19 protein-coding genes are annotated in these 19839 nt (G+C 41.6%); 5 read left to right on the top strand and 14 right to left on the bottom strand.

The genetic code is table 11. The annotated features are described in order from the left end of the window. Window positions 1-37 precede the first annotated feature (37 nt). From QXD64_01990 to QXD64_02005, 4 genes are read right to left on the bottom strand one after another with little or no spacing between them, the layout of a single operon-like run. Complete coding sequence (locus QXD64_01990; protein MEM3396085.1) at window positions 38-1396, bottom strand: HD domain-containing protein; 1359 nt, start codon at window positions 1394-1396, stop codon at window positions 38-40. Beyond that, window positions 1389-2006, bottom strand: a complete 618-nt coding sequence (tmk, locus tag QXD64_01995; protein ID MEM3396086.1) for a dTMP kinase — start codon at window positions 2004-2006, stop codon at window positions 1389-1391. The genes QXD64_01990 and tmk overlap by 8 nt, the downstream gene beginning before the upstream one ends. Beyond that, complete coding sequence (locus tag QXD64_02000) at window positions 2003-3460, bottom strand: hypothetical protein (GenBank protein MEM3396087.1); 1458 nt, start codon at window positions 3458-3460, stop codon at window positions 2003-2005. The genes tmk and QXD64_02000 overlap by 4 nt, the downstream gene beginning before the upstream one ends. A gap of 11 nt (window positions 3461-3471) precedes the next feature. Next, a complete protein-coding gene (locus QXD64_02005) occupies window positions 3472-4515 on the bottom strand; it encodes a PH domain-containing protein (GenBank protein ID MEM3396088.1) in 1044 nt (347 codons plus the stop codon). A gap of 129 nt (window positions 4516-4644) precedes the next feature. Between QXD64_02005 and QXD64_02010 the strand changes: the two genes are divergently transcribed. From QXD64_02010 to QXD64_02030, 5 genes are read left to right on the top strand one after another with little or no spacing between them, the layout of a single operon-like run. Next, window positions 4645-5841: a methionine adenosyltransferase gene (locus tag QXD64_02010; GenBank protein MEM3396089.1), complete on the top strand. Its 1197-nt coding sequence runs from the start codon at window positions 4645-4647 to the stop codon at window positions 5839-5841. A gap of 18 nt (window positions 5842-5859) precedes the next feature. Next, window positions 5860-6588, top strand: a complete 729-nt coding sequence (locus QXD64_02015) for an ATPase domain-containing protein (protein ID MEM3396090.1) — start codon at window positions 5860-5862, stop codon at window positions 6586-6588. A 46-nt stretch (window positions 6589-6634) separates the two neighbouring features. Next, window positions 6635-8464, top strand: a complete 1830-nt coding sequence (locus QXD64_02020) for a hypothetical protein (protein MEM3396091.1) — start codon at window positions 6635-6637, stop codon at window positions 8462-8464. Between the two features lie 27 nt (window positions 8465-8491). Next, window positions 8492-9553, top strand: a complete 1062-nt coding sequence (locus tag QXD64_02025) for a hypothetical protein (GenBank protein ID MEM3396092.1) — start codon at window positions 8492-8494, stop codon at window positions 9551-9553. Further along, window positions 9495-10535: an mRNA surveillance protein pelota gene (locus tag QXD64_02030; protein ID MEM3396093.1), complete on the top strand. Its 1041-nt coding sequence runs from the start codon at window positions 9495-9497 to the stop codon at window positions 10533-10535. Before QXD64_02025 ends, QXD64_02030 begins: the two co-directional genes overlap by 59 nt. A 7-nt stretch (window positions 10536-10542) precedes the next feature. Here QXD64_02030 and QXD64_02035 read toward each other — a convergent pair whose 3' ends face one another. The 10 genes from QXD64_02035 to QXD64_02080 form a co-directional block, all read right to left on the bottom strand. Continuing rightward, window positions 10543-11748 carry an aminotransferase class V-fold PLP-dependent enzyme gene (locus tag QXD64_02035; GenBank protein ID MEM3396094.1) on the bottom strand — a complete coding sequence of 402 codons (1206 nt, stop codon included), beginning with the start codon at window positions 11746-11748 and terminating at the stop codon, window positions 10543-10545. Continuing rightward, complete coding sequence (locus QXD64_02040) at window positions 11738-12298, bottom strand: epoxyqueuosine reductase QueH (GenBank protein ID MEM3396095.1); 561 nt, start codon at window positions 12296-12298, stop codon at window positions 11738-11740. The genes QXD64_02035 and QXD64_02040 overlap by 11 nt, the downstream gene beginning before the upstream one ends. Next, the gene (locus tag QXD64_02045; protein MEM3396096.1) at window positions 12299-13210 is read right to left on the bottom strand and encodes a hypothetical protein; all 912 of its coding nucleotides are present in this window, start codon (window positions 13208-13210) and stop codon (window positions 12299-12301) included. Between the two features lie 112 nt (window positions 13211-13322). Continuing rightward, window positions 13323-14114, bottom strand: coding sequence for a hypothetical protein (locus tag QXD64_02050; protein ID MEM3396097.1), 792 nt, complete (start codon window positions 14112-14114; stop codon window positions 13323-13325). A 114-nt stretch (window positions 14115-14228) separates the two neighbouring features. Next, window positions 14229-14951 (bottom strand): ABC transporter ATP-binding protein, encoded by a 723-nt coding sequence (locus QXD64_02055; GenBank protein MEM3396098.1) that lies wholly within the window; start codon window positions 14949-14951, stop codon window positions 14229-14231. Beyond that, complete coding sequence (locus QXD64_02060) at window positions 14948-15586, bottom strand: ABC transporter permease (GenBank protein ID MEM3396099.1); 639 nt, start codon at window positions 15584-15586, stop codon at window positions 14948-14950. Before QXD64_02060 ends, QXD64_02055 begins: the two co-directional genes overlap by 4 nt. Window positions 15587-15589: 3 nt before the next feature. After that, a complete protein-coding gene (locus tag QXD64_02065; protein ID MEM3396100.1) occupies window positions 15590-16429 on the bottom strand; it encodes a substrate-binding domain-containing protein in 840 nt (279 codons plus the stop codon). A 48-nt stretch (window positions 16430-16477) separates the two neighbouring features. After that, a complete protein-coding gene (queA, locus tag QXD64_02070) occupies window positions 16478-17482 on the bottom strand; it encodes a tRNA preQ1(34) S-adenosylmethionine ribosyltransferase-isomerase QueA (GenBank protein MEM3396101.1) in 1005 nt (334 codons plus the stop codon). Further along, window positions 17479-18174 (bottom strand): triose-phosphate isomerase, encoded by a 696-nt coding sequence (tpiA, locus tag QXD64_02075; protein MEM3396102.1) that lies wholly within the window; start codon window positions 18172-18174, stop codon window positions 17479-17481. The genes queA and tpiA overlap by 4 nt, the downstream gene beginning before the upstream one ends. Then, a complete protein-coding gene (locus tag QXD64_02080; GenBank protein MEM3396103.1) occupies window positions 18158-19672 on the bottom strand; it encodes a mechanosensitive ion channel in 1515 nt (504 codons plus the stop codon). Before QXD64_02080 ends, tpiA begins: the two co-directional genes overlap by 17 nt. Window positions 19673-19839: the final 167 nt, after the last annotated feature.

Genomic DNA, 19839 nt, shown 5'->3' on the forward strand with positions numbered 1-19839 from the left:
TCTCACAAACCTCTTTATCTTTAAGAACTATATTAATTTACCCGAATAATCCGCGTTCAACAACCTTTTCCACATCTTTGCGGTATTTCGGATGGCAGGAGACCATCACGACCCAATCCACCACATTCCTTATTCTCAATGCCTCGGCGAGTGGGCTGAGTTTAGAAAGCATTGTTGCACCGTTCTCTGCAACCACTTTCACCTCTGTCTTGTCAATTCTTGGTTCTGACAGCAGGAGTTCTGGGATTGGAATATCAATGATTACATTTCCATTTCCTGCATTGCTCATTCTCGCAATTCGTTCCTCTGCCTCTTTTCGCTTTCGCCAGTCCTTGCTGATTTCGTAGAGAATCTCCCGTTCTGCATCATCCAGCTCCCTTGCATTTCTCGAATAAACCTTTTTGAAAAGTTTTCTGTATCTTATTGAGACCATTGTATTCCTTGTTCTCTCATTTTTCCGCATCAGATACTCCATCAACTCTGCATCCACAAAGTTCTGGATGTTTTCCTCAATTTTCTCAAGATCTTCAACACTCCTGGCAAGCATTGTCTCTGCAATCCTCACTGTTTTGTGGAAGTAAACAGAGGAATACATCAATGCCCTTGCTACCAGCATTCCCTCTATCGCTGTGATTCCCTTCCTGTGAAAGCAGAGTTCTCCGTTTTCCAAGGCAACAGTGTTCAGCAACCTGTCAAAATCAATAGTACCATGGGCTACACCAGTATAATAGGCATCCCTCAAAAGATAATCCACCTGGTCGGCATCAAAAGGACCATGAATTAATTGCTTGAGATACTTGTTTTTTTCTTTGCTATAACTCATCAATTCCCAGTTGAACACATGCCTCGTTTCCTTCACAAGCTCTGCTACATCCTCTGGTTTCAAACCGTATTTTTCAAGCACATCAGGAATTTTTCTCTCTTCCCCCAGTATCTTTCTTCTTTCATCACCAATAACATCGTAATCCCCAGTGATGATTCCCTTTGTGATATCCATGTGTTCTACACCTTTGGAGCGGTAAAGCACACCTTCAAGCGTGTGTGAAAATGGTCCATGCCCGACATCGTGGAGCATCGCAGCAACACTCACAAGTTTTATTTCTTCATCTGGCAAACCAATTGCTTTAGCGATTCGCTCTGCCACATACGAAGTGCCAATAGAGTGCTCCAGTCGAGTGTGGTTAGCACCTGGAAAGACAAGGTAGGCCAGGCCAAGTTGTTTGATGTTGGCAAGGCGCTGGAGTTCTGGAAGTTCCAGCAGTTCTTTTCTCACACCATCCAGCCTTATGCTTCTATGAACACAGTCATGGATGGTTTTAAATGGAGAGGGGGTACCGTAGGGGGAGGCACTCCCCTCGCTATGAACACAGTCATGGATGGTTTTGAACTCACTCATTTTTTTCACCTCCAACACATTTATGAACTAGAGTTTTTGCAGTTTCCAGCACTGCTGCAGGGCTCTGTTCTGCATCCACCACTCTTATTCTTTCAAACTTTTTTGCAAGGTTCAGATAATTCTCGTTCACCTTTCTTAGATACTCAAGGCGTTCGAATTTGGTCCACTCTCCTCTGGGTGCAATTCTTTGAATCACTGTTTCTGGCTTTGCCACGAGCAAAATTGTGAGGTCTGGCTCTATCACCACATGCCTGCTAATTTCAATTAACCAATCCATTGGCTTTTCAATTATGTTTTCAAGTGCAGCACCCTGGTAAGCATAAGTGGAGTCAGCATACCTGTCGCAGAGCACAATTTTTCCCTTTCTCACTTCTTCCCTTACCCACTTTGTATGCTCACATCTATCTGCAAGAAAGAGAAATGTTTCAGTAAAAGGAGAAATCTCTTCAGTAAAGCCACGCTTCACATTCTTTCCAAGCCAGGTATCAGTTGGTTCTGTGGTCACAGTAACTTCCAAGCCAAGCTCCTCAATAAATGACTTGAGGGCCGGAATCAGTGTGCTTTTGCCAGTGCCATCAATTCCCTCTATTGTGATAAATTTTCCTTTCATCTTGACACCCTCTTCTTTTGATAAGCCATTATTGAAACTGCAATCCAGACACCGATGAAAATTGCCAGTAAAACAATGAAAGGATACACTCGCTCAAAATCAATTTCAAAACTTATTCTGATGAGAATCTTCAGCATCTCGCTTGAATTTGTGATATGCACGCTCACCGCATCTCTTCCATTTACATAATGCTTCTCATGTGGAGCATTGCATTCTACCTGCACAATTTCTATGTTTTTCGGAAAAATCACGGTGTAGGTGATGTTGAACCCTTCAATTGCCAGTAGAGTCAGGGAATAGGTGTAGGTGAGAGCTAAACTCTGGCGATAATTTTTCACATATTCTCCGAAATCAAGCGTGCTGTTACCTTTAACCGAAAGATGCACAGGTGGATTTTCATCCATAGCATAGCAATTTCCCGCCCATGTAAGGTTCTCTATTGGCTGTGCCCAAAAGTCCACACGGTTGTTGAACATTACAGCCAGTTTTTCCTTCCCCGCTTGAAGGGTCGCATTGAGTGTATCGTAGATGTAAGTCAGGTTTACCACATTCTTTGCAATTATGAGTCGAATGGCATCTGCACCAATGAAGGACATCTCAATGCTTTCTGGAAGTTCTTTTTTCACTTCATCTGGAATGGCCAGCACATGCACATCTGCAGAGATGTTGATTGAGGTGTAGAGGTACTCGTTTCCAGCCACATTTGCGAGAGTGTGCATATCTATCACCACTGAAACATTTACATTGCTCTGCCTGTAAGTTTTACCTGCAGAACCAGTAATTCCTAGCTTTACTTCAGTGTTTCCATTCCACACATAGTAATTCCGTCCATTCCAGCTTCCATTCGTGGAGAATGGGAAATTGGGAATTGCTGCACCTCTCGGCAGCGTGAGGTTTAGTGTGGAAGGATATTTCGTTGGCATTGGAGTAAAGACCCTATGATAAACTGCTCCATCGTTCAGAATTCCAAGAATGAGTTCCTCGTCAATTCCATATCCGAGCCAGACCTTCAGAGTATAGTTGATGTAGTAGACCAAAGGGGGTTCCTCAACAGGCGGTGCGGAAGGCGCTTTTAGCGATACCTTGTCCCATTCCTTGGAAACAGTGTAGTTTGTTCCAAACCTGTCTGATAAATAGCCAGTTAAATTTTCTACAAATTCGTTTATGTAGGCTTTTTCAATCTCAGCAACTGAAAATAACCCGAGTGAGAGGTTTTCCCTTATGTCATCTGCAAGGAGGTATTTTTCAGGCAGAGACGGATTCAATTCATGAAGGTTAATTGCTCTCATTTCCATGGAACAGACTATTCTGAATTCTGTGAAGTTATACATGTCTATCCAGAGGCCAATTCTTATGTCTTCGCCAGTTGGTGCAGTTACTGATGAAGAATGCAAAAGTGGGCTCTGGAGACAGGATGAGGAAAACAGAATGACTGCGACCAGAATTTGGAGCATTTTTCTCCTCCTCAGAAGACAGGTGGCTTTTTTTCCACTTCACGAAACACAGCAGTTGCCTGCGGCTTTGCCTCGGTTTTCTGTTGCACATGCTGGAATGCAGCGGACATTGCAGCCCTGGCATTTGCCAATGCAATGAGCGTGTTTTTCACAAGCAGAGGATTTTCTACAGCAGGAAGCACCACGGTGTTCTTCAGAAGCAAGGTTCTTCCCTCCACCTTTGCCCATTTCCCTGTCTCAATCACAATGTTTCCGAAGTTGTATTTTCTTCCAAGCCAGGATTGAGAATACATCACTTTCAGAATCTGGTCATAGGGCTGTTCTGTGTATTTTGTGGTGAGAAATGTCTCTTCTATGATCACTCTCTGGTTTGTGATTAGAGCACGCATTTTTCCCCCATAGGCAAGATAAAAGACGGAAATTGCAGCATGGGCGATTGTTAAGCCAGTGAGAATAAGGAATGCCTTGTTCCTTGTGTCAGAGCTATAGATAAATTCAAGTGAGGGTAGGAGTGTGATGAGGGAAACCAGTGCCATTGTTATCGAAGCGGTAACAAGGGGAAGTTTGTGGTCAGGGCTTACAAGATGCGAGATTTTGTACAGAATGCTGCTTAAAATCATGAGCAAAATAACGAAGAAAATTGAGGAGAGCTTGAATTGGGAGCCGAGAATTTCAGACCACCAGGGCTCTGGAAATGAGCGAAGAAACTCCTCATAAAGTGCTGCAACAGCACAGGTGGCTACAACAAAAGACAGCACAATCACCCAGAGGTAACCAAAAATCCTCAGCGCAAAGTACTTTTTCAAAAAGGAGAAGGAGAGAAAATAGACAGTAAGACCCAGGCACAGTGTGATAATCGTCATGATTTCAAGTTGCAACAATGCAGTGGCATCGTGTCTTATGTCCTTAAGCATCAGACCAGAGGCAAAAACGAAGAGAATGACCATTATGATTGCAATGCCGGTGCTGACAAAGAGTTTCAGCAATGCGATGCGGTGCATCTTCACATTTCCAAGGAGGGTCTCATAGGGCTGGAGCTCAAAGCTATTCTCCATCTTGTTTCACATGGATAGATAAGCATTCATGGAATATAAGGTTAAGTGTTTACGCTGCTTTTTCCCGCAGCAGGATTACTACCCAAAACTTTAACTACCAATTTATTTTCATAGATTTTGGTGAACGCAATGGCAAGAAACATCCTGGTAAACAAGTCAGAACTTCTTCCGATAGAGCAGCAGGAATTTGAGATTGTAGAACGAAAAGGTTTAGGACATCCAGACAGTATTGCAGATGGAATTGCAGAGAGTGTAAGCCGAGCCCTCTGCAAAATGTATATAGAGAGGTATGGCAGAATCCTTCATCATAATACGGATGAATGTGAGGTGGTAGGAGGTCAAAGCGCGCCTAAATTCGGTGGTGGTGTAATTCTGGAGCCAGTTTACATTCTCTTAGTCGGTCGGGCAACGACGGAAGTGAATGGGGAACGACTGCCCTATCGCACAGTGGCAATAAAGGCGGCAGCGGAGTATCTAAAGAAAGTGTGCAGGCATTTGGATGTTGAAGCAGATATCACATTCGATTGCAGGATTGGAAAGGGCTCTGTTGACCTTCGTGCAGTTTATGATACACAACGACAGCTTGCAAATGATACGTCTTTTGGTGTTGGTTTTGCACCCCTCAGCGAAACTGAGAAGATAACACTGGAGATTGAGAAATACATGAATGGTAAGTTAAAACGGACGATGCCAGAGATAGGAGAAGACATAAAGGTAATGAGTTACCGACAAGGAGACAAAATCAATGTGACTGTTGCTGTGGCAATGGTTGATTCTGAAATCCCAAACAAGGAGCATTACATCAACACGATAGCAGAGCTGCGCGAAGTACTGAAGAAATACGCCTCAAGATTTACAAAACGTGAGGTGAACATCTCAGTTAATACTGCAGATAACTACGATGAAAACATTTTCTACTTAACAGTGACAGGGCTTTCAATGGAAAATGGTGATGACGGCTCTGTGGGTAGGGGTAATAGAGCAAATGGTTTAATCACTCCATGTAGGTTTATGAGCTTAGAAGCGAGCGCAGGCAAGAATCCTGTTACTCATGTTGGAAAGCTCTACAACCTTCTTGCCACAGACATTGCGAAGGAGATTGTGAAGGCGAATCAAGACACAGTGGCAGACGCATATGTGCGAATTCTCTCGCAGATAGGAAAGCCAATTGACGAGCCCCAGATTGCTACTGTTTCTCTAGTTATGAAAGATGCTAAGAAGTTTGCAAGTGTGGAGAAGGAAGCGAGGAACATTGCTGACGAGAAGCTGAAGAACATCAGTAGGATGACTGAAAAGATTTACAGAGGAGAATACACTGTATTCTAACTGGAGCGTGAAATTTAAATGAACCGAGTCCAAACTGGCATTCAGGGATTTGACGAACTCATAAGTGGAGGTTTTCCAGAAGGCAGTATCAACATAATTTCCGGGCCTGCAGGTGCGGCAAAAAGTTTGTTTGCTCTCCACTTCATAATCAATGGTGCCGAAAGGTACAATGAGAACGGTGTATATTTCACAGTGGAGGAATCAGCAGACAGTTTGATAAAAACAGCTAGGATCTTTGGCTTTCCAATTGATCGTCTCATTGAGGAGAAAAGAGTGTTTATCATTGACCTTGGACAGCTTAAGGAAGGAAACGAAGCCGGTTTGGAAGAAATGGAAAAGCGGGAAATGATAAATTTTGACACAATCAAAAACTTTCTTACAAATTTTATAGGAGCAGCTGGAATAAAGCGAGTGGTGCTAGATTCTCTGAATGGTGTGGCAATTTACTACAAAACAAGTGAACAACTTCGTGCGGAGATTTTCAGGTTCATGCGGTTTTTGAGAGCAAAAGGTGTGACCTCTGTGATAGTGTCAGAATCCCTTGTGAGGAGTGGTGAGGACACGAAATCAGGGATAGAGACGTTCATTGGAGATTCTATCATTGCTATGGGACTGGAGAAATTTGAGGGCGAGTACAGGAGGACAATTACGGTTGTGAAGATGAGACACACAAGGCACGATACAGCAACCCATCCATTTCTCATAGGTGAAAATGGAATTGAAGTAGCATCAGAAATGAACCTATAAAACCAAAATTTTTTATTCCCACATTGTAATTCAGTATTGTGGAAACATGGCTGTTTATCTAGTACAGGTATGGCATTTGCATCAACCAGTAACGCAGGAGAAGCGATGGATAGATGTAGCCACTGAGAAAGCGTACAACAAACTACTGGATACCTATGGAAAGCATCCTACCATAAAATTTAACTTAAACATAACTGGATCATTGCTCGAGAATCTTGAGAAATATCATCCTGAGACGATTGAAAGGGTGAGAGCAGGAATAGCGAGAGGGCAGTTACGGCTTATTACGACGGGTTATTACCAACCTCTGATTCCCTTGATTCCAAGTGCTCATGCAATTGCTCACATTAGAAAGAACACGGAAACCCTTAGACGAATTTTTGGGCAGGAACCAAAGTCAGCATGGGTGCCAGAGCGCGCGTGGGAACCATGGGAGGCAGAAGTGTGGGCGGATGCAGGAGTAGAAAATGTATTGATAGACGACCATGTGCTCCAACGTGGTAATCCAGAACTACCAGAAACTGCAAAATACTACGTTCATCAGGCGGAACACAACAAGAAGAATGTGAATGTGTTTCTGATTGATAAAGAAATGAGGTATCTTGTGCCGTGGGAACCAGTAAAAAAGGTTGTTGATTACATTCATGGTGTTGAGAAAAAAACAGATGGAAAGGCAGTAATTACATTCGGCGACGATGGAGAGAAGATGGGCGAGTGGCCGCACACAGAGAATGCCTGTGAGTGGCTGGACGAGTTTCTCGCAGTGCTAGAGAAGGATAAAAAAGTCAGACCAGTGTGGCTTGAGGATTACATTGCCGAAGTTGGTACAAGTGGGAAAGCAAACTTTCCGTCAGTCACTTATGTGGAAATGGAGAAATGGTGTTTCGGGAGCATACACAACTGGACAAAACACCCACTCGTCAGAGACATGTATGCACGTCTCCAGGAGGCAATTGAGACAAACCTACCAATCAATGACTACATCTTGCGAGCTGAGTGCAACGACCCCTACTGGTACGCAAGAAGGATGACATATCATAGACAACTCATCTATAGAAATCTAATTCTCTTCGATAGAGAAGTGTGGAGAGAAGCCGTTGAGGTTAAGGATAGAAATGGAGATGGTGCCAGAGAAGTATTATTTTCTACAATGAGCCAGAGAATCTACATCGATGCAAGTGGTAGGATCTATGAGTGGGATCTTGCAGAGGGCTGGAACATTGTTAACACTGGATTCTTTGATGCATTTGAAGAGGAGAAACAATATATGCCAGATGAGGGCATATTCAAGAGGAAAAAGAGGAATTGCTGCACGGACTGGATAAATATGAATGCTCTGCTGGAGGAGGCGGAAATTGTTTGCTCTGATGCAGGCACAGTAAAATTTGTGAGGAACCATGAGGGATTGGGAATAGAGAAGGAGTACACTTTAAAGGATGAAGTCTTGTATGTAAGGGTGGCGTTAAAAAACTTAACTAGGAAGAAACAAAAATTCAGTTTCAGGGAAGAATTCTGTTTCACTCTGCCAACTGATTCTGTGGAGCGCAGCATCACAAAGGACCACCGCTACATTTTTGATTTTGCTGGTAAAATTATAGAGCAGGAAGTGTGCAATGGTGAAGATGGAGAAGGCGTTTCTTGGGCATGCTGTTATGACCACCAGAATGAGATTGTTTGCGGAGCTGCCTGGGCACCAGGTAAAATCAAGAAGGTTATAAAGGAGATGGTAAGTGAGGGTATTGCGTTTTCGCCCTATTACGAATTGGAGCTGAAGCCAAGAGAAGAAATTAAGCTGGTTTTTGGTGTTTATGCTGGGAAGGGTGACTGGGAGAATATAAAAAAAGTGTTTGAGCTCGTATTGGTTCAACAACCTTAAATATTTTGATTTATTCTCTCGGGCCATATGCCTGCCTATAAATTTTCAAAACTTGAGATGAGGGCAGTTGAATACCTTGCTAAGATACCCGGGGTTGACGATAGATTGCTTGCACATTATCTTCACATTCGAGAAAACGAAGCAAAAAAAATTCGGCGAAAACTCTCGAAGGTTCTAGAATCGGTAGTTTTCCCAAATTACGGATTACTGGGCTGGGAGTTAATCTTTGTGGCGTATTCCACACTGCCTGTGAAGGAAATCCCGTCTCAAGGTGCATTGGATGGCTGCACCCATGTTTATTGCTCTTCAGAGTATTTTCTTGCAATTGGGTTCGCACAGAACTATAGCGAACTGGTTCGCATTTATGAAAAGCTCTGCCTTGGGCTCAAGGTATCACAAGAGCACTTGAAGCTAGTCATTTTCGCCCACGAATTTACGGAATTCCTAAGATTTTTTGACTATCAGCATGCAATTAGTAGAATTACTGGAAATCGGGATACAGGTACATCAGAGCAAGGAAGCACTCGGCATAAAGGATTGGACATTCTATCTCGCAAAATTCTATATCAACTTGTAGGTAATCCAGCAATGGATGAAAATACATTGAGCAAAAAACTGGGAACAAGTTTGAGGGTTATAAAGCGAAAGTTAAGCTTTCTGAGAACCAATGGATACTGCGTGCATTCTGTAAATGTGGATTTAGAGATGCTGGGCTACACTGGACTTGCGTTCTATCATTTGGAGTTCTCACATAAAGAAAGGATGGAGGAGTTTCTTCAGGATACACAGTTACCAGCTATTTTTGTAATTTCGGATGGTAGTAACGCATTTTTGCTGGTTCCATACACTCAACCAGATGAGATTTTTGAGACGAGTGTTTCAATCAGCGCAAGAACCTACAGGAGGCACGCAGTTAGCATCGTAAATTATGGTTATTTCCAGTTTAGTGAAATGAACAAGCTTAGAGAGAATGAATACCTTTCCGTGCTAGGAAGAAACAAGAACTTCATGTTTGGTGATGTTTTTGAAAGTGTTATCGCAAAACCTGAAGGAAGGGGCAATAAAACTAATACCAGAAACAGAAGATGACCTCTGGTATCTTTCTCAAATCATTGAAGAGGAGGATTTTGTTAAAGGACTGACCTTCAGGAGGATGGAAGTAAGGGACGATGCGTTAAGAGCAGAGAGTGGAGAGAAAAAGCCAGTTGTGCTTGGCATTCGCGTGAAAAATGTAGAATTGAAGGAGTTCGGTGATGTTCTGCGTGTTACAGGTATAATTGAAACAGGCGAGCAGGGACTCGGGAGTCACCACACAATAAATGTTGAGCCAGGCAAAGACATTTTAATTGTTAAAAAAGAGTGGAGTGAGGGAACTAAAAAGCTTCTGCAGGAGGCACTGAGTGCCAAGCGTGTTGAGGTTGTTTTTGTGGCCATGGATGATGCGAGTGCGCTAATTGCTACACTTACTGAACGAGGCATCAGACCAATTGCAGAGATTGGTTCGCAGATTTCCGGTAAGGATTACGAAGGAAAAAAGGAACAAGAGAAAGGGAGTTTTTACGAGGAAGTGCTTGAAGCCCTGAGTAGAGTTGTAGAGCCAAGCACGGTAATAGCGCTTTTAGGGCCTGGATTCTGGAAAGAAGAATTTTATGCGTTTTTAAAGGAGAAAGCAAGAGATTTGGGAGCAAGAACCACGGTGCTCAATGCCTCAAATGCAGGGATTGCTGGCATAAATGAGGTTTTGAAGAAGGAAGTAAACATAAAGGGATTGAGTGAGGCAAAGGTTAAGTTGGAAACAGAGTATGTGGAAAAATTTTTTGCAGAGATTGCGAAAAACGGTAATGTAGCATATGGTGTCAACGAAGTTGGCTATGCTGTGGAAATTGGTGCTGCGGAAGTGCTGCTAATTATTACAACCTTACTTCGTAAAAAGGAATTTGAAAAGATTTTAAAGGATGCCCAAGCAACGAGATGCAAAATTGTAGCAGTAAGTCCAGAGCATGAGGCAGGTAGGAGATTCAGTGCAGTTGGGGGAATTGGGGCCTTCTTAAGATATAAAATAGAAAAATAGGAATAACTTACTTTCTGGCAATTTCACTTACACACTCAACGAACTTCTTTGCATCTTCCTCTGTATTATAGAGGTAAAACGAAGCTCTGATGCAACCATCAATTTTTCTTGCATTAAACCAAGAATGAACGCATAATTTTCCGGTTCTCACCATGATGTTCTCAACCTCATCCAGTAAAATCCCCACATCATGTGGATACCAGCCCCTGATGTTAAATGAAAAGATACCACCTCTCAATTCTGCAGATTCAGGGCCAATCACAGAGATTTCCTTCAATTTTAAGAGTTCATCACTCACAATTTTGTTCAACTCAATCTCATGTTTTTCGATTTTTCTCATTCCAATCTTATTAAGGTAATCAATTGCAGCCCCACTTCCTATAATCCCAGCATAGTTCTGCAGTCCCGCCTCGAATCTAGCTGGAGGAGGCAGAAACTCAACGTTGTTGTATGTGGTGTTCGCAACCGTTTCTCCACCTGTAATAAAGGGTTCGAGTTTTTCAAACTGCCTTGAATTCACATAAAGCACACCTACACCAGTTGGGCCAAGCATCTTATGGAGAGAACAAACTGCAAAATCCGCACCAATTCTCTTGAGGTTGAGTTCCCTGTGTGGAGCACTCTGGGCGGCGTCGAGCAGCACTAATGCACCATGTTTATGGGCCTCTGCTACAATCTTTTCTGCAGGAGTTGTCACACCATCCAGATTTGAAGTGTGCACAGAACTTACAAGCTTGACATTTTGTTTGTCTAGCACTTCAGAATAGGCATCCAGGTCAAATGTATTGTCTGGCTTACTTTTGACCACCATATGCTTTATGCCTTTCCTCTTTTTCAACGTGAGCCATGGCACAAGATTTGAATTGTGCTCCTTGTCCGTAGTGAGAACTACATCTCCCTTTCTAAGCTCGAGGGCATGGGCAATAAGGTTTATTCCCTCGGTGGCATTTTTTGTGAAAACTATTTCCTCTGGAGTGACACCTAAAAAATTAGCAATTTTCTTTCTTGATTCTTCCACGAGTGCTCCGACCTCCAAGGAAAGTGTATGTACACTTCTTCCACCACAAGCAGGAAAATTTTGATAATAGTTCAACAATGCCTCGATTACCTGCTTTGGTTTCAGAGCCATGCAAGCACTATCCAGGTAGATTATTCTCTTTCCGTTAATTTTTCTCTTCAAAACTGGAAAATCGCGACTCAAATCAGGGAGCATTCTCTAACCTCTTCAGCTTTTTCTCATGTCTTTCATACTCGCTGAAAATGCACCCGCAGTAGTTCTGGCGATATAAATTATAGTTCTTAGCAAGCTCGATGCTTTCCTTAAAGCCGGGGCGAAAATCCTCATAGTAAAAGTCTAAGCCCTCTTCGTCTGCAATTCGTTTTCCAGTCTCAACTAGCAACTCATGTTTTTGATAAGGCGAGAGTAATAGAGTGGTGCTAAACGCTCTGTAATCATGTTTTTTCGCAAATTTTGCAGCTGTTCTCAATCTTCCTTCATAACAGGCACTGCATCTAATCTTCCCCTCATTCTCAAGGGCAAGGAATCTGGCAATGTAGTCCCTGTAGGGATAGCTGAAATTAAAAATTACTTTATCTCCCATCTGAGAAGCAAATTTTTTCAAAGTTTCAGCCCTCAACAAAAATTCTTCTAGAGGATTGATGTTGGGATTGTAAAAGTACCCTGTAAACTCAATGTTCTTTTCCCTGAGTACTTTTCGCACATAGGTAAAGCAGGGAGCACAGCAGATGTGGAGGAGAAGCATTTACTCACCAGTAATTTCTTTTTTCAGTTTCAGGACTTTCTTACTTTCTGGCCTTTCCCCGAGGTAAGCATTGAGTGCTGAGATTGCTTCAGATTTTTTTCCAAGCTTGTAGAGTGTCTTCACTTTCAATATACAGAAGTCCTCTGTCTTGCCCATGCTGGGCTCTACCGTGTTGAGAGCTTCTAGGGTCTCTGCATATCTTCTGCAGTGAAACAGGGCTTTTGCCTTTTTAAACAGAATTTCAGGTGGAGCATATCCCATTGAGATAGATTTGTTCAACATTGAAAGGGCACTGCTGTACTTTCTTTTCTTTAGGGCAAGGTCTGCCTTGCGCTGAAGTTCAAAAATTGCCTCTTGGAATATTCTGTCACCTATTTCCATTTTTCTGGTTTTAGGAGAAAGCAGGTTGTTCATTTTTATGCTCAATTCCTCAAGCAAGATTCTGGTGTCCTTTACAGTGTCTATTTCACCATCCCAGTTTTCAAGCACTTTAGCATACATTTTTTCAATATCAGATGTGTACATCTCCAGCAATTCTCGTAGATTACCGAGCGTTTCTTCTGATATTAAATAATCATTTGCGATTGAAAGCACCACTGCGAGATTCACAAATTTACCAGTGCATAGAAGGACTGTGTAACCCTTTATATCAAATCTGCTGAAATTGGTGTCGGTGCCCCTCGCAAAGGAGTCAGTAATAAAGTTGAGGACGGCCTCAAACATTCCCGCAACCATGTCCGGGTCAGTTTCTCCTTCAACCCTCCAAGTTTTTCTTTGGATTAGCTTCCCGGAACCCCTGTGAATCAAGTAGATATCTTCTATGAGTACTTTTGCTGCCTCTGGCACTTCTTGTTTCTCCTCTGCCTTTTCCTCTGTTGTGTCCTCACCAAACAACACAATTTTCTTTCCCATGGGATTTCCCAATAAACAATATAGCAATCAGGGATAAAAAAGTTAGCAATAGATGATTAGAGCATATTCTCGAATATCTGGCGATGCATCATTTTTCTTATACATAATAATATTAATAAAGTTTATTAATTTTTAGAGATTTAATTACTGTAATTGCGATAATTATAACTATCAGAGGCCACGCACAGCAGAGCGTAGAATAGAAGAATATTGAGTAGAGAATTTCAATATAGATGTCTGGAATTATTGGGACCCTGTCGTAATTAAAATCTGAAGATTTCAACAGGATACTCCCATTAATGGCACTGATGTATACTATGCATGGAGGATGTTCTGTTATTACCCAATACCACAACTCAATTACATAGACAGGAATTGGTTGAGAACTTGGAATGTGTGAATCTGTGTCGCTCATGATAAGAGAAAATGAATAAATTTCTGAATCTGGATGATCTACCAACCATTTTCTGATTGTAACGTCTTCCATTGCAATGTTATATGCTTCATCACTGTCTATATTGGCTCCAGACAGGGGCGTTATATTCTCTATTGCAAATGGGCTTGTGGAGATAGAGATTTTGGCGTCACGCTTCACCTCACATCTCACTGTAGAGTTAATTTCTCTATCAACAAAATATAGAAACCACACATCAAACTTGCCCTTGCCTCCAGTGGACTTATCTGCAGCAATCTTCGTAAGAATGGAATGAGGGAATAATTTTTTCACTTCTGGCTCTCCTATTTTTTTCGCTTCTAATGCTGTTAAATTGCCCTCTTTTGTCAGTTTTGAATATTGATAAATTCCTACAGTGATTAACAATGAAAGTATAATGATGAGAAAGATTGCCACTGTTATAAACTTTTTTTGCTTTTTTCCAATTGCAACCATCCTATTCACATTCATTTTGTTTCCAAATGTAACCCTGAGATTTATTTTTTTCTCTCCTGCCGAAAACTGTCATGGCCTCTGTTATCTAATCCTACTATAATTTGTGTGACTTAAGTTTTTCCAAAAGGCCTACCATGGCATCTCTCCAGAAACAAATTGTTTTGCTAGTTCCGTCTCTGGGTTTTCAATAACCTTTTTTGTATCTCCCTGCTCTTCGATTTTTCCATCGATGAGAATTGCTACTCTATTTGCTAGTCGTCTTACTTGCAAGAGATTATGGGAAACCATCAGTACACTCCCGCCACGTTTGACAAACTCTCTCACTTGTTGTTCCAGCAGAGCTACATTTTTGTAGTCCAGATTAGCAGTGAATTCATCAAGGAAAAGAATTTGTGGCTCTCCGATAACAGCCCTTGCAAAGGCCACCCGTTGGGCTTCACCCCCAGAAATTTTTCGCACATTCTTATTCAGGATATCAGTTATGCCCAGCATTTTTGCCACGTCAAAGACCTTTTTTTTAATCTCTTCCTTTTCAAAATTTCTGATTAACAGAGGTATTGCGATATTATCGTAAACTGTGCCTGTTAGCAAAACTGGCTTCTGCTGCACATATCCTATATTTTTTCGTACAGCATACAAATCGTTTTCGGATTTGATAACCTTTTCCAATAGTCTTACTTCTCCTGTATCTGGCTTTTCAAGTGTGGCGAGAATCCTTACTAATGTAGTTTTACCCGAGCCGCTGGGACCAATTACAGAGAGAATCTCTCCTTTCTTTAGACATAGTGAGATTGATGAAAGCACTAGTTTTTCCTCATACTTTTTGGAGACCCTTTTGCAATCAAGAATCATCTGTCTCCCTCCAGCTTTGCAAGTATCGCATAAATTGTAAGACAGACAAGTAGGAGTACGAGCGAAAGCCAGATGGCAAGCTCAAAATTTCCAGTTCTAGTCGAGACCATTACAGATGTGGTGAGTACACTTGTGTAGCCCTCAATATTTCCTCCGACAATCATTGCTGCACCAACTTCACTTATTGCTGAACCAAATCCTACCATTACTGCAGCTAGAATTCCATTTCTTGCCTCTCGCAAGTGCAAATAGAGGTTCTGCCATTTGCTACCGCCAAGCACATTGATTGCATCAGATATTTCAACAGGTATTGAAGCCACTGTCATCATTGTTATACCTAAAATCAATGGAAATGCAAGCAAAAACTCCGCTAAAATCATTGCGGGAAGTGTGAAGAGCATGTGGAGGAAGCCAAGTGGTCCAGAGGAAGAGAGTAGGAGATACACAAGCAAACCCATAACTACTGGTGGAAAACCGTAAAAGGTGTAGATCACAGTTTTAAGTGCGGATTTTCCACGGATCTTTTTAATTCCTAAATACACACCAAGAGGAATGCCACCTGCAGAGGCAAGGAGAGTAGCACAACCAGAAACGAGGATGGAACGAAGCGTGTCTCCCCAAACACTTTCCCACATTTTTTACCACCTTGTCCAAAATAGTTGCTCAGAATTTATCGTATAATTTTCAATCTTTGAAAGGGTTTCTGGGCTTTGGAGCCAGGTTTCAAATTTTTTTATCAGTGCACCATTCTTTTCTGAACCCGATTTTGTAATGAGTAAGGAATAAATATTAACAAGGTCAGCGTTTTTCTGAATTTCAAATTTTTCTAGATTTCCAAGTTTCGGTTTCAAAAATGCCCAGGTTGCTGGATCGCATAGAACATACGCACCCTTTTCGTTCGCAAGCATAAGCGCAGTACTCATACTTCCACTACCATTTAAATACCATGACTTGGTTTTTAGGTCATCTAAAGAGATTCCTAGTTGTTGCCAGATTTGTCGTTCACGAAGATGGGTGCCAGATAAGTCACCCCTTGATACAAATTTTGAACTAGAACTGTAAATCTTCTCGAATGCCTGGGTGATATTGTGAATGCTAGAAATCCCCGCAGGGTTGGTTTTCGGACCTATGAGCACAAAGTAGTTCTGGAAAAGTTCCCTACGTTCTGTTCCAAAGCCAGCATCTATATACTCTTTCTCTAACTCTGGAGCATGAACTAGAAGCACATCTGCATCTCCGCGCTTTCCATATTCTAGTGCTTGCCCAGTGCCTACCGCAATCACATACACCTTTGCATCATGTGCCTCTTCAAACTCGGGAAGAATTTCTGAGAGTAGACCAGAATCATAAAGAGAGGTTGTGGTTGCGAGTATCAGTTTTGCATTACTGCTGTTTATCTGCCAGAATGCTATAATGGATGTGATACAGATGAATACACAAGACATGATGACTGCAATCTTTGCCTTTTTTTCAATCACATAGAACCAAAATCGTTATGCATAGATAAACATAACGGTCGATTCAAATTAGATTTCCCACACAGCCATGGCATCTCCGAAGCTGAAAAATCTGTATCTTTGCTCTATTGCAATTCTGTAAACTTCCATTAATTTCTCTCTTCCAAGGATTGCTGAAGTCAGGAGTATTGGTGTAGATTTTGGAAGATGAAAGTTCGTAATGAATGCATTTACTGGACTCTGGAATTTGTAGCCCGGATAAATAAATAAGTTTGTTTCCCCAGAGGATTCATAAACTACTCCATTTCTGGAGGCACTCTCGAGGGCACGCATAGTTGTGGTGCCGACACAGCAAACTTTTTTATTTTTTTGACTTGCTAAATTTATCTCGGAGGCAACTTTTCTGGGAATTTCATACCACTCCTCTTCCATTTTATGCTCTTCAACTTCTTCACTTTGTGGAATGTGGAATGTGCCATACCCAACATGCAGTGTGAGAAAAACAATTTTCACCCCTAATCTTTTTAACTGCTCCAAAAGTCCTTCTGTGAAGTGCAGTCCCGCAGTGGGTGCAGCAATTGAACCCTCTTTTTTGGCATAGACGGTCTGATAATCGTCTGGTTGTTTAATTTCCTTTTTAATGTAAGGAGGAAGAGGCATTTTCCCATGTTCTCTTAATATTGCATTGATCTCAGGAGCGATGCATATCCATCGATTGCCATCCTTTATAAGTTCCATTTTACGTTCACCAGCACTCAGCACGAACTGTTCGCCTTTGAGTTTTCCAGATGCAAGCACTTCCCATGCATCCTCTCTAACCTTTCTCAGAAAAAGAAGTTTTACTTTACCACCAGTGCTTTTCATTGCTGTAACTGTTGCAGGGATCACTTTTGTGTCGTTGAGAACTAGCACATCCCCGCTTTCGAAATATTCTACCAGGTCGCGAAAAATCCTGTGTTCAATCTTACCTGATTTTTTCCAGACACAGAGCAACCTTGCACTATCCCTCGGTTCTACGGGCTCCTGTGCGATGAGTTCTTTTGGAAGCTCAAAATCGAAATCCTTCAGTTTCATCTTAACATTCCAGATACGATGTCTCTAGTCGCTTTCTCCCAATCCTTTGCTTTCACTATTCCACTTGCTAGGAGAATGCCCTCAGAACCGAGTTCAATTGCTTTTGCCACATCCTTCCCTGTTTTCACGCCAGCTCCGCAGAGCACCTTCACTTTGCTGGAAACTCGTTTCACTTTATCTACAGTGCCTGAAATCACCTCTGGTTTAGCTGTAGAGACCGCAATATCTCCCCCAATCAGTTCAGGTGGTTCAACAGCCACAAAGTCGGGCTCAAGGGCAGCTGCAGCACAACTAGTTGCTACATTGTTTGTGCATACAATCGAGATTAAGCCAAGCTTCCTGCATTTTTCGACTAGAAATTCTATATCTGCAAGCTTCAATCTGTGCTCAGAGTGATTTATGAGAGTACCCACCGCTCCAGCATCCTTCAGGTTTTCAAGGTGTGTGAAACCAGTATGGCTACCAAAATCAATTGCATCTGCATGTTGACTTAAAACAGGAATTTTTGTCTGGGGAGCGATTAACCTTATATCAGGTAATGTTACAGCAGCTCCAATTTCAACACCATACTCTAGAGACACTTTTTCCAATACTTTAGTCAACTCGAGCGCTTTCTGTCCGAAGCTCACATCGTAAATTTTATAATTTACCACAAGCACCGGTGTTCTCAGCAACTTAACCACCCTTTCCATCCTTTATGTGGACATCTAGTTGTGGGAATGGAATCTCTATTCCCTCTTTCTTGAATCTCTCAAACAAATTCGTGCGAATTTCAGATTCCACTTTGTATTTTAGATTGTAATCTCTAACTACAAAAAAGATTGCAAAGTTTAAAGAAGAATCTCCAAAATCTCTGAATCTTACTACAGGGGCCTTATCCTTCTCTTTGAGCACATCTGGATGAGCAAGGGCTACTTCTTCTGCTACTTTAAGGACTTTCTTTGGGTCTGAACCATATGAAACAGAGAAATCTACTCTACCTCTTAGGGTTTCTCCCGGCTCTACCACATTCACTATTCTTTCAGAAGAAAGTTTATTGTTTGGAATTACTACAGTAACATCCTCAAATATTGAATAGAATCTTGTGCTTCTCAGCCCGATCCTTTCTACTCTATACCACTTATCACTATCTCCAAGAATCACAATGTCTCCTTCAACAAATGGTCTGTCCAGTAGAAGAAGAACACCGGAGAAAAAGTTGGAGAGTGAATCCTGAGCTGCAAAACCGATGATTAGACCAAGTACACCCATACTAGCGACAAGTAGCGTCACATCTACAGAGAATACCTTGTTTACAAAATAGATCAGAATTAAGACCACGATTACGGTTCCTCCCACTTTGTCAAATACAGGCACGAGGATGTCATCAATTTCAGTTTCTGTTTTTTGAGCTACCTTACTGAAGAAGTAAATTACCACATCTTTCCAGAGCCGATAAGCCATGTAACCGAAAAGTAAAATTACCACCGACCAGTAAAAATTGTAAAGATAAAAGTAGAATATATCAGGCATGTCGAGAATTTCAGTTGACGATACAATTGCATAGGTCACGAAGAAAACAAGCAATGGTTTTCTTACTATTGCTAGTATTCTGTCGTCCAGGTCTGTTTTGGTATATTTTACTAACCGCGCGATGATAGTTTCTGTAACATAGTAGAGAAATATTATAAGGATACTCCACAGAATTACATCTAGAATGAAAACGCCATATACATTGTTAAATGGATAGGGTAGAAAATTTTCAAGGACTCCAAGCACCTTTTCTGTGGAAACTACGCCGACATAATTTATCTCAACATTAAACTCAAAAATTTGAACTTGGCTGAGATTTACAGCGTTCCTAATCTCAAAAGTTATATTAAAGTTCTTTTTTGAAACTCTTTTATATGGCTTTATTTCCACCTTTACTTCTTTAACGCTTTTTGGCTCTACTACGAAATGATTTTCGGATGATGAAAAGGTGGCATCCGTGACACTGGAAGATATGTTCACAATATAGTAATTCATTGTGTTGTTATTTACAATTACGAACTCAAAATTGGATGCGTCTGGGTAATGAGCATCTACTGAGAGTGAAGAGCGGTTAAATACATTCAGATTTTCTTCTCCACACACGACATCGTAGTTTCCTAACATCACAAATGTAATCACAAGAATGAAAGTAAGAGCTAACCAGCGGGCCTTGTCCATGATGAAGAGATAGATGGAAGGATATAAAAAGATTTAGGAAGCTTATGCGTCAAAGTAAACTAGATGTTAATTGTCTTTCAAATAAACGCGAGCCAGAAGGCATCTTTGTTGAAATCAAAAGGTTAATATATTGCAACCTTTATTACAGCCAAAGCAGTCAGGGCAGG

This window comes from Thermoplasmata archaeon (assembly GCA_038874435.1).
Taxonomy (GTDB): Archaea; Thermoplasmatota; Thermoplasmata; order Lutacidiplasmatales; family SKW197; genus SKW197.

Excerpts from the sequence above, each read along its gene's own strand:
- QXD64_01990 (MEM3396085.1), bottom strand. The coding sequence starts at position 1,396 with ATGAGTGAGTTCAAAACCATCCATGACTGTGTTCATAGCGAGGGGAGT.
- tmk (MEM3396086.1), bottom strand. The coding sequence starts at position 2,006 with ATGAAAGGAAAATTTATCACAATAGAGGGAATTGATGGCACTGGCAAA.
- QXD64_02000 (MEM3396087.1), bottom strand. The coding sequence starts at position 3,460 with ATGCTCCAAATTCTGGTCGCAGTCATTCTGTTTTCCTCATCCTGTCTC.
- QXD64_02005 (MEM3396088.1), bottom strand. The coding sequence starts at position 4,515 with ATGGAGAATAGCTTTGAGCTCCAGCCCTATGAGACCCTCCTTGGAAAT.
- QXD64_02010 (MEM3396089.1), top strand. The coding sequence starts at position 4,645 with ATGGCAAGAAACATCCTGGTAAACAAGTCAGAACTTCTTCCGATAGAG.
- QXD64_02015 (MEM3396090.1), top strand. The coding sequence starts at position 5,860 with ATGAACCGAGTCCAAACTGGCATTCAGGGATTTGACGAACTCATAAGT.
- QXD64_02020 (MEM3396091.1), top strand. The coding sequence starts at position 6,635 with ATGGCTGTTTATCTAGTACAGGTATGGCATTTGCATCAACCAGTAACG.
- QXD64_02025 (MEM3396092.1), top strand. The coding sequence starts at position 8,492 with ATGCCTGCCTATAAATTTTCAAAACTTGAGATGAGGGCAGTTGAATAC.
- QXD64_02035 (MEM3396094.1), bottom strand. The coding sequence starts at position 11,748 with ATGCTCCCTGATTTGAGTCGCGATTTTCCAGTTTTGAAGAGAAAAATT.
- QXD64_02040 (MEM3396095.1), bottom strand. The coding sequence starts at position 12,298 with ATGCTTCTCCTCCACATCTGCTGTGCTCCCTGCTTTACCTATGTGCGA.
- QXD64_02045 (MEM3396096.1), bottom strand. The coding sequence starts at position 13,210 with ATGGGAAAGAAAATTGTGTTGTTTGGTGAGGACACAACAGAGGAAAAG.
- QXD64_02050 (MEM3396097.1), bottom strand. The coding sequence starts at position 14,114 with ATGAATGTGAATAGGATGGTTGCAATTGGAAAAAAGCAAAAAAAGTTT.
- QXD64_02055 (MEM3396098.1), bottom strand. The coding sequence starts at position 14,951 with ATGATTCTTGATTGCAAAAGGGTCTCCAAAAAGTATGAGGAAAAACTA.
- QXD64_02060 (MEM3396099.1), bottom strand. The coding sequence starts at position 15,586 with ATGTGGGAAAGTGTTTGGGGAGACACGCTTCGTTCCATCCTCGTTTCT.
- queA (MEM3396101.1), bottom strand. The coding sequence starts at position 17,482 with ATGAAACTGAAGGATTTCGATTTTGAGCTTCCAAAAGAACTCATCGCA.
- tpiA (MEM3396102.1), bottom strand. The coding sequence starts at position 18,174 with ATGGAAAGGGTGGTTAAGTTGCTGAGAACACCGGTGCTTGTGGTAAAT.
- QXD64_02080 (MEM3396103.1), bottom strand. The coding sequence starts at position 19,672 with ATGGACAAGGCCCGCTGGTTAGCTCTTACTTTCATTCTTGTGATTACA.